Annotated in this window: 8 protein-coding genes; 6 read left to right on the top strand and 2 right to left on the bottom strand. The window is 71.2% G+C overall.

All coding sequences use genetic code 11. The features are described 5' to 3' along the window. On the bottom strand, positions 1-1,169 hold a 1,169-nt coding region (locus WH07_RS30750; protein ID WP_157877462.1), incomplete at its 3' end, for a GAF domain-containing protein. A 141-nt stretch (positions 1,170-1,310) separates the two neighbouring features. On the opposite strand from WH07_RS30750, the gene aspS reads away from it, so the two are divergent. The 4 genes from aspS (at position 1,311) to WH07_RS30770 (ending at position 5,513) form a co-directional block, all read left to right on the top strand. Further along, the gene (aspS, locus tag WH07_RS30755) at positions 1,311-3,083 is read left to right on the top strand and encodes an aspartate--tRNA ligase (RefSeq protein WP_046507253.1); all 1,773 of its coding nucleotides are present in this window, start codon (positions 1,311-1,313) and stop codon (positions 3,081-3,083) included. A 235-nt stretch (positions 3,084-3,318) separates the two neighbouring features. Then, positions 3,319-3,828, top strand: coding sequence for a SigE family RNA polymerase sigma factor (locus WH07_RS30760; RefSeq protein ID WP_046507257.1), 510 nt, complete (start codon positions 3,319-3,321; stop codon positions 3,826-3,828). Continuing rightward, complete coding sequence (locus tag WH07_RS40030; protein WP_046507260.1) at positions 3,821-4,657, top strand: hypothetical protein; 837 nt, start codon at positions 3,821-3,823, stop codon at positions 4,655-4,657. The genes WH07_RS30760 and WH07_RS40030 overlap by 8 nt, the downstream gene beginning before the upstream one ends. A 13-nt stretch (positions 4,658-4,670) precedes the next feature. Next, positions 4,671-5,513, top strand: a complete 843-nt coding sequence (locus WH07_RS30770; protein ID WP_107073659.1) for a L,D-transpeptidase family protein — start codon at positions 4,671-4,673, stop codon at positions 5,511-5,513. 125 nt (positions 5,514-5,638) lie between these two features. On the opposite strand, the gene metG is transcribed toward WH07_RS30770, so the two are convergent. Beyond that, on the bottom strand, positions 5,639-7,372 hold the full coding sequence (gene metG / locus WH07_RS30775; RefSeq protein ID WP_046507264.1) for a methionine--tRNA ligase: 1,734 nt from the start codon (positions 7,370-7,372) through the stop codon (positions 5,639-5,641). 223 nt (positions 7,373-7,595) lie between these two features. Here metG and WH07_RS30780 point away from each other — a divergent pair, with 223 nt between their 5' ends. Both WH07_RS30780 and WH07_RS30785 read left to right on the top strand, forming a co-directional pair. After that, positions 7,596-8,249: a response regulator transcription factor gene (locus WH07_RS30780; RefSeq protein WP_046507267.1), complete on the top strand. Its 654-nt coding sequence runs from the start codon at positions 7,596-7,598 to the stop codon at positions 8,247-8,249. A 77-nt stretch (positions 8,250-8,326) separates the two neighbouring features. Next, the coding region (locus WH07_RS30785; protein WP_046507276.1) for a sensor histidine kinase at positions 8,327-9,400 on the top strand (1,074 nt) is incomplete at its 3' end.

Raw genomic sequence — 9,400 nt, forward strand, 5'->3', positions numbered from 1 at the left:
CCGCCCCACTCCCCGGCGGCCCGGCCCGCGCTCGCGCTCGCGCAGCCCGACGCGCACCGGCCCGCGCCCAGCCCGCCGCCGTGCCCGTCCGCGCCCGGCGCCCCGCCACCGCCCGGCAGCGGGATCATGTCGTACCAGTCGCCGCCGATCTGCAGCCCGCCGCCGGTCGGCACATACCGCGCCGCCACCCGCATCCCGGGGATCTCCGGCCCCAGCGTCGGCATCATCGTGCGCTGGAGCCCCAGCGACAGCTCCCGCTCCGTCTCGGCGACGCCCGCGCGCGCCAGCGCCTGCGCCAGCATCCGCGCCACCGTCGTCAGCACCGACCGCTCGTCGGGCGAGAACGCGACCCGGTGCTTGAACGCGGCCATCCAGGTGCCCATCGTCCGGCCCGCCACCACCAGCGGCAGAAACGCCCAGGAGTGCCGCTGGAAGCGCTTCACATAACGCCAGGTGGCCGGGTAGCGCGTCTCGTACGCCTCCGGGGTCGGCAGATAGATGGCCCGGCCGGTCCGTACCACCTCGGCCGCCGGATAGTCCGTGTCCACCGTCATGCCCTGGAACGGGTCCATGTCCACCGCGGCCTGCCCGTGATGGCCCACGACCGTCAGCTTCTCGCCCGAGACCCCGTACACCGCGAGCCCGTCGGGCGAGAACCCCGGCATGGACAGCGACGCGGCGACCCGCAGCACCTCGGCCGTCGAGCGCGCCTCCGCCAGCGCGCGCCCGGCGTCCAGCAGGAAGGCCTCACGGGAGCGGCGCCAGTCACCGGTGATCGAGGTGCCCTCGACCGTGGTGCCGGGCCGTACCTCCGCGACCTCCTGGAGCGTGCCGTACAGCTCGATGTACGTCCGGCCACCGGGCTCCGGCCGCGTATCCGTCTTGGCCCGGGCCCGTACGGTACGGAGCACCCTGCCGTTCTCGTCCATGATCCGCAGCCGGGCCTCGGCGAGCGTGCCCTCGGCGATGGCGAGATTGACGATGCCGTCGATCTCGTTCCAGTCGACGGGGTGGAAACGGGCCCGGACCGCCGGGGCGGTCAGGACCACGGCCGCCGGTTCGAGCCCGAGCAGCCGGGCCGCCTCGGCGTCGAGGGTGACCCGACCGGACGCGTTGTCCCAGCTCCACAGGCCGGTCGCGATCGCGGCCAGGACATCCTCGGTGCGCATTGCCCCACTTTATGAATATGTGTACGACAAAAGCCAGTGAGGGGCCCGGCGCCCGGGCGGTAACCTGTTCTGCTGTACGACCCAACGCGGCCGGCACCCGAAGAGGCCAACCCCGACTTGCTAAGACTGGATGAAACGACGATGCATCGGTACAGGTCCCACACCTGCGGCGAGCTCCGCGCCTCTGACGTCGGCACCGGCGTCCGGCTGAGCGGCTGGCTGCACAATCGCCGAGACCTGGGCGGCATCCTCTTCATCGATCTCCGCGACCACTACGGCCTGGTCCAGCTCGTCGCCCGCCCCGGCACCGCCGCCAACGAGGAGCTGTCCAAGCTCACCAAGGAGACCGTCGTCCGGATCGACGGCACCGTCTCCGCGCGCGGCGAGGAGAACGTCAACCCGGACCTGCCGACCGGTGAGATCGAGATCGAGGTCTCCGAGGTCGAGGTGCTGGGCGCGGCGGGACCGCTGCCGTTCACGATCAACACCGAGGACGGTGTCAACGAGGAGCGGCGCCTCGAATACCGCTTCCTCGACCTGCGCCGCGAGCGCATGCACCGCAACATCATGCTGCGCACGGCCGTGATCTCGGCGATCCGGCACAAGATGACCGCGCTCGGCTTCAACGAGATGGCCACCCCGATCCTCACCGCGACCTCCCCCGAGGGCGCCCGTGACTTCGTCGTGCCGTCCCGGCTCAACCCCGGCAAGTTCTACGCGCTGCCGCAGGCCCCGCAGCAGTTCAAGCAGCTCCTGATGATCTCGGGCTTCGACCGCTACTTCCAGATCGCGCCCTGCTTCCGCGACGAGGACGCCCGCGCCGACCGCTCGCCCGGCGAGTTCTACCAGCTCGACGTCGAGATGAGCTTCGTCGAGCAGGAGGACGTCTTCCAGCCGGTCGAGAAGCTGATGACGGAGCTGTTCGAGGAGTTCGGCGGCGGCCGCCATGTCACCTCTCCGTTCCCGCGCATCCCGTTCCGCGAGTCGATGCTGAAGTACGGCAACGACAAGCCGGACCTGCGGGCCACCCTGGAACTGGCCGACATCTCGGATGTCTTCGAGGGCTCCGAGTTCAAGGCGTTCGCGGGCAAGCACGTCCGCGCGCTGCCGGTCCCGGACACCGCCGACCGGCCGCGCAAGTTCTTCGACGGGCTCGGCGAGTTCGCCGTCGAGCACGGCGCGAAGGGCCTGGCGTGGGTACGGGTCGGTGAGGACGGCGCGCTGAGCGGCCCGATCGCCAAGTTCCTCACCGAGGAGAACGTCAAGGTCCTCACCGAGCGCCTCTCGCTCGCGCCCGGCCACGCCGTCTTCTTCGGCGCGGGCGAGTTCGACGAGGTCTCCAAGATCATGGGCGCGGTCCGGGTCGAGGCCGCGAAGCGCGCCGGCCACTTCGAGGAGGGCGTCTTCCGGTTCTGCTGGATCGTCGACTTCCCGATGTACGAGAAGGACGAGGAGACCGGCAGGATCGACTTCTCGCACAACCCGTTCTCGATGCCCCAGGGCGGCCTCTCCGACCTGGAGACCAAGGACCCGCTGGATGTTCTGGCCTGGCAGTACGACATCGTCTGCAACGGCATCGAGCTGTCCTCCGGCGCGATCAGGAACCACGAGCCCGAGGTCATGCTCAGGGCCTTCGAGATCGCGGGCTACGACCGGGAGACCGTCGAGCACGAGTTCGCGGGCATGCTCCGCGCCTTCCGGCTCGGCGCCCCGCCGCACGGCGGGATCGCCCCGGGCATCGACCGTATCGTGATGCTCCTGGCCGACGAGCCGAACATCCGCGAGACGATCGCCTTCCCGCTCAACGGCAACGCGCAGGACCTGATGATGGGCGCGCCGACCACGCTGGACGAGGCGCGGCTGCGCGAACTCCACATCGCGCTGCGCAAGCCGGTCACCAAGTCCGCGGAGTAACGCCCTACTCAGCCAACTGGCTACGCGGAGTAACGCGGAGTAGCGACCGCGGAGCGACGACACCTGCTTCGGAGGCCCGGAACCCGCCAGGTTCCGGGCCTCTTCGCGTCCCTGCGGTTCTGTGCGGTTTCCCACTGTGCGCTTCCCCACGACTTTGCGTTCCATGGCAACCGGATCGCTCTCCCGGCGCGTTTGAGGTGCGTGGGAGAACGAACGCGATGGCAGGGGCGGGGCGATGGATCCGGGCGAGGGCGACTTCGAGGCATTCGTCGCCGCCCGGGGGCCGCGGCTGCTGCGGGTCGCCTGGCTGCTGACCGGGGACGCCCATCTCGCCGAGGATCTGCTGCAGAGCGCCCTCGCGAAGGTGTGGCCGAAGTGGCCGCGGATCGCCGGGGACCGGCCGGAGGCGTATGTGCGGACGGTCCTGGTGCATCTGCACGCGTCCTGGTGGCGGCGGCGCTGGCGCGGGGAGCTGCCGTACGGGGAGGTGCCGGACGCGGCCGGGACGGCGGACCCGTACGCCCATGTCGATCTGGAGCAGTCGCTCGCGGCGGCCGTGCGGGCGCTGCCGGTGCGGCAGCGCGCGGTGGTCGTGCTGCGGTACTTCGAGGATCTGAGCGTCGAGGACACCGCGGCGACCCTGGGCTGTTCCCCGGGCACGGTCAAGAGCCAGTCGGCGCGGGCGCTGAGCGCCCTGCGGGCCGCGCTGCCCGCCTCGGTGGCGGGCGGTGAGCGGCATGGGTGAGCCGAGCGCCGAGGACGAGCGGGAGCTGCGGATCCTGCTGGAACGCACCGTGCCCAGACTGCCCGCCCCCGAAGGGCTGCTCGGCCGGGTACGGGAGAGGGCCCGGCGGACCCGTCGGCGGCGCCGTACGGCAGCGGCCGCGGCGGTGGCCGTGACCGGGCTGGCGGTGGCCGGAACGGTACTGCCCGGCCTGCTGCGCGAGATCCCCGAACCGGTGCCGCCCGCCGCCTCCGCCTCAGCCGTCCCCGGGCCGCCCGCGCTGGAGGTGCCCGCGCCGGCCGGCACCGCCTGGCAGGCCCCGCGCGCCGGCTCCGGGGTGCGGTTCGAGCATGTGGCCGGGGTGACCCTGCGGCTGCCCGAGCACTGGCAGGCGCTGGAGGTGCCGGACGACGGGCGGCTCAAGGTGGCGGCCCGCGGCTTCGTCTCGTCCCAGCGGCTCACCCCGTACGGCCTGCCCTGCCCGGTGAAGTCGCCGAAGAGCTGCGTCCCGGTGGCGGCGCTCGGGCCCGACGACGCCCTGCTCACGCTCGCACCGCTGGCCATGGACGGCCTGGAGAAGAAGATCGAGTGGCCGCCCGTGCTGTACGGCTCGGACAGCCCGTCCGCGGCCTGCCGCGCCATCCGCGGCACCCGCGAGTACAGCGGTCTCCTCGGCGGCACGCCCGCCCCCTACACCGCCGTCTCCCTCACGCTCTGTGTCCGCGGCGACGCGCCGGGGACCGTCGAGGACGTGAGCGCGATGGTCTCCGGCGCAGACTTCGGCAAGGGAACCGTGACAGCCCCGACGCACACGCCGACGACCGCCGAGCATCCCCCGAACGAGAAATGAAAGAGGCCCGCCCATGTCCGTCCGCCCCCGCCGTCCCGTTCGCAGAGGACCACGGCCGGCCGCCCTGCCGCTGGTCACCGGTCTGCTGACGGCCGGTCTGCTGCTCACCGGCTGCGCGGGTACCGCGGACACCGCCGACAACGCGGGAAACGCGCTCGGCGGAACGGCCGTCGGCGGCAAGGGGACGGGCAGTGCCTCCCCCGGCGCCCCCTCGCCCGGCGGGCACACCGGCCGCTCCGCGCCCGAGCCGCCGCCCGTCGAGCCGGCGGTGATCCCCGGTCTCGGCCCCGAGACCCGCTCGGAGATCCCCGAGACCAGCAACCAGGCGGTGGTGGTGACGGGCACCGACGTGGACTCCGACCGGTCCGTCGTCACGCTCTACGAGCGCGATCCGGTGACCGGCTGGCGCCGGGTCTCCGACGAATGGCCCGCGCACAACGCCCGGGAGGGCTGGACCGACGATCACCACCAGGGCGATCTGCGCTCCCCCATCGGCGTGTTCGGCCTCACCGACGCGGGCGGCAAGCTGCCCGACCCGGGTTCGAGGCTCCCGTACGACCGGGGGCCCGCCTTCGAGGCGGAGGGCACCGGCTTCGAGGGCGAGTCACTCGAAGGGGCCTTCGACTATGTGATCGCGATCAACTACAACCGGGTGGCCGGTACGACCCCGCTGGACTGGACCCGGCCGCTGGGCCAGGCCAAGGGCGGCGGCATCTGGCTCCATGTCGACCACGGCGGGCCCACCCAGGGCTGTGTCGCGCTGCCGCGCTGGCGGATGAAGGAACTGCTGCGCACGCTGGATCCGGCGAAGCGCCCGGTGGTCGTGATGGGCGACGGGGCCTCGCTGAGCCTGTGACGACGCGGAAAGAGGTACCCCTTGAGCTGCTGCTCGTACGGTATGTGCGGCGTGCGGCCGTACCGTACGGGCGGACGCCGGAGGGCCCGGGAGCCGGTCGTGCTCCCGGGCCCTCCGCTCGTACGCTATGCCGCCGGGTCCTCGCCGCCGAAGCGCTCCTTGTACGCCGCCAGGTCATCGTCCGTGAGCTTCGCGAACAGCACCGGCGGTACGGTGAACGCCGTCCCGGCCGGGACCGACGCCAGGGCCTTCGCCTCCTCCGCCGTGACCCAGGCCGCCGTGTCGCCGTCCAGCGCGAACGCCTCGCGCATCGCCCTGGCCGACGCCGGGATGAACGGCTCGGAGACCACCGCGTACAGATGGATCAGGTTCATCGCCGTACGGAGGGTCAGCGCCGCGCCCTCCTCGTCCGTCTTGATCTCCAGCCAGGGGGCCTTCTCCTCCAGATACGAGTTGCCCGCCGACCACAGCGCGCGCAGCGCCGCCGCCGACTTGCGGAACTGGAGCGACTCCATGTGCCCCTCGTACTCGCCGAGCAGCCGCGCGATCTCCGCGCCGAGCTTCGCCTCCGCGTCCCCGGCCGCCCGGCCCGCCGGAACGGTGTCGCCGAAGCGCTTGCGCGAGAAGGACAGCACGCGGTTGACGAAGTTGCCGAGGGTGTCCGCCAGATCCTTGTTGACGGTGGCGGTGAAGTGCTCCCAGGTGAACGACGCGTCGTCGGACTCCGGCGCGTTCGCCATCATGAAGTAGCGCCAGTAGTCGGCGGGCAGGATCTCCAGGGCGTCATGGGTGAAGACCCCGCGCCGCTGGGAGGTGGAGAACTTCCCGCCGTAGTAGTTCAGCCAGTTGAACGCCTTGATGACGTCCACCCGCTTCCACGGCGAGCGGGTCCCCAGCAGCGTCGCCGGGAACATGATGCTGTGGAACGGGACGTTGTCCTTGCCCATGAACTGCGTGTAGCGGACGTCCCCCTCGGACTCCCACCACCACGAGCGCCAGTCCCGGTTCTCCAGGTCTGTGTCTCGCGCGGCGTCTGCCCACTCCTTCGTCGCGCCGATGTACTCGATCGGGGCGTCGAACCAGACGTAGAAGACCTTGCCCTCGGCGGCCAGCTCCGGCCACGCGTCGGCCGGGACCGGGACGCCCCAGTCCAGGTCACGGGTGATGGCCCGGTCGTGCAGCCCCTCCGTCAGCCACTTGCGGGCGATGGAGGAGGCCAGCACCGGCCAGTTGTCGGCGCGCTCGTCGAGCCAGGTCTCCACCTCGCCGGCCAGCTTGGACTGGAGGAGGAACAGATGCTTGGTCTCGCGGACTTCGAGATCGCTGCTGCCGCTGATCGCCGAGCGGGGCTCGATCAGATCGGTCGGGTCCAGCACACGGGTGCAGTTCTCGCACTGGTCGCCGCGGGCCTTGTCGTAACCGCAGTGCGGGCAGGTGCCGACGATATAGCGGTCGGGGAGGAAGCGGCCGTCGGTGTTCGAGTACACCTGGCGGATGGCCCGCTCCTCGATGAAGCCGTTGGCCTTCAGCTCCCGGGCGATCTCCTGGGTGATGTCCCGGTTCTGCGCCGAGGAGCTCCGGCCGAAGTAGTCGAACCGGAGCTGGAAGCCGTCGTAGATCGCCTTCTGCGCGTCGTGCTGCTCGGCGCAGAAGGTGTCGACGGGCACGCCCGCCTCCTTCGCGGCGAGTTCCGCGGGGGTGCCGTGCTCGTCGGTGGCGCAGATGTACAGGACGTCATGGCCGCGCTGGCGCAGATACCGCGCGTAGACGTCCGCCGGGAGCATGGACCCCACCATGTTGCCCAGGTGCTTGATCCCGTTGATGTACGGAAGGGCGCTGGTGATGAGGTGTCGAGCCATTGCAGGCTGCTCCCAAGTCGCTACACGGAGTGACCGATCGGTCTACGGAATGTCAATATCGTATCCGACCCCCCACATGCGAGTCGCCCGGGTTTGGGGGGCGGGCCGGTCGCGCCCGGGAAGGGAGAGCTTTGCGAAACACCCTGTGTTGTAGACAGGCCCATCCTGGGAGGAGACGGGCATCATGCAAGAGGCGGCTGGGCACGAGGCGAGGGACGACGGCATGCGGGTACTGGTCGCCGAGGACGAGGAGGTCCTCGCCGAGCTGGTCGCGACCGGACTGCGGCGCGCGGGATTCGCCGTCGACACGGTGTACAGCGGGGACGCCGCTCTCGCGTATCTCGGGCTGCACGACTACGACGTCGTCGTGCTCGACCGCGATCTCCCCCGGGTCCACGGCGACGACGTCGCGCGCAAGCTGGTCGCCGAGTCGTCCCGTACGCGCATCCTGATGCTGACCGCGTCCGCGTCCATGGAGGACCGGGTGGCGGGGCTCGATCTGGGCGCCGACGACTATCTGGGCAAGCCCTTCGACTTCCCCGAGCTGGTCTCCCGGGTGCGCGCGCTGCGGCGGCGCAGCGCCAGGCCCGTACCACCGCTGCTGGAACGGCACGGCGTACGGCTCGATTCCGTACGGCGGACCGCGTCGCGGGACGGACGGGTGCTGGATCTGTCGCCGAAGGAGTTCTCGGTGCTCCAGATCCTGCTGGAGGCGGACGGGGCGCCGGTGTCGGCGGAGGAGCTGCTGGAGCGGGCGTGGGACGCGCACGCGGATCCGTTCACCGGGGCGGTACGGGTCTGTCTCAGCAAGCTCCGCGCCAAACTGGGCGAACCGGCGCTCATCCGTACGGTGCAGGGTGTGGGATACGCGCTGTGAAGACGACGTCGCACGCTTCTGGCTCGGGCTCGGGCAACGGGTCGGGCACCGGCACTGGGGCCGGCACTGGGTCGGGCATCGGTTCCGGCTCGACCATTCGTACACGCATAGCGCTTGTCTACGGCGGGGTCTTCGTCGTCCTCGGCGGCTGTCTGCTCACCGTGGTCAATCTGCTCTCCACCGCCGGTACGCAGAACGAGGCCCAGGAGATGGCCGCCCGGGTGGTGCCCGCGCAGGTGGCACCCGCGCTGCCCGCCTCCCCGGTACGCGGGCTGATCAGCGAGCAGCGGATCGCGCCCGTCACCGTCTACCGGCTCACCGACAATGTCACCGACGCCGCCTCCGACGAGATGCTCTTCTGGTCGGTCGCCGCGCTGCTGGTGATGGCGGCCTGCGCGGTGGTGGTCGGCTGGTGGACGGCGGGGCGGGTGCTGCGGCCGGTGCACGCGATGACGGCCAAGGCGCGTCGGCTCTCCGAGCACAACCTCCACGAGCGGATCGGGGCGAGCGGGCCCGACGACGAGCTGAAGGAGCTGGGGGACACGCTGGACGAGCTGCTGTCGCGGCTGGAGAAGGCGTTCGACAGCCAGCGCCGGTTCATCGCGAACGCCTCGCACGAGCTGCGGACGCCGCTGGCGACGCAGCGCGTCGCGATCCAGGTGGGCCTTGACGACCTGTGCTCGCCGGACGAGCTGGCCCGTACGAAACGGACCCTGCTCGACAACAACCGGCGCAGCGAGCAGCTCATCGAGGGCCTGCTGGTGCTGGCGCGCAGCGAGCGCGAGGTGGAGGACCAGGAGCTGGTCGATCTGGGCGAGGCGGTGGAGGAGGAGGCGGCCCGCTTCGGCCTGGACAAGTCCGTGTCGGTCATCGACGCGGCGGTGGTACGGGGGAACCGGCTGCTGCTCGGCCAGCTCGTGGGCAATCTGCTGACGAACGCGGTGACGTACAACGTGCCGGACGGGACGGGGACGGTGGACGTCGAGGTCAACGGCGCTGCCCTGGTCGTACGGAACACCGGTCCCGTGGTGGCCGAGGAGGACGTCCCGGCGCTGTTCGAACCGTTCCGGCGGGGGGAGGGGCGCGACCGGATGGGCCGGGGGGCGGGTCTTGGCCTCTCCATCGTGCGCTCGATCGCGGAGGCGCACGGG

The sequence above is a fragment of the Streptomyces odonnellii genome (assembly GCF_000981895.1).
Lineage (GTDB): Bacteria > Actinomycetota > Actinomycetes > Streptomycetales > Streptomycetaceae > Streptomyces > Streptomyces odonnellii.

Excerpts from the sequence above, each read along its gene's own strand:
- aspS (WP_046507253.1), top strand. The coding sequence starts at position 1,311 with ATGCATCGGTACAGGTCCCACACCTGCGGCGAGCTCCGCGCCTCTGAC.
- WH07_RS30760 (WP_046507257.1), top strand. The coding sequence starts at position 3,319 with ATGGATCCGGGCGAGGGCGACTTCGAGGCATTCGTCGCCGCCCGGGGG.
- WH07_RS40030 (WP_046507260.1), top strand. The coding sequence starts at position 3,821 with ATGGGTGAGCCGAGCGCCGAGGACGAGCGGGAGCTGCGGATCCTGCTG.
- WH07_RS30770 (WP_107073659.1), top strand. The coding sequence starts at position 4,671 with ATGTCCGTCCGCCCCCGCCGTCCCGTTCGCAGAGGACCACGGCCGGCC.
- metG (WP_046507264.1), bottom strand. The coding sequence starts at position 7,372 with ATGGCTCGACACCTCATCACCAGCGCCCTTCCGTACATCAACGGGATC.
- WH07_RS30780 (WP_046507267.1), top strand. The coding sequence starts at position 7,596 with ATGCGGGTACTGGTCGCCGAGGACGAGGAGGTCCTCGCCGAGCTGGTC.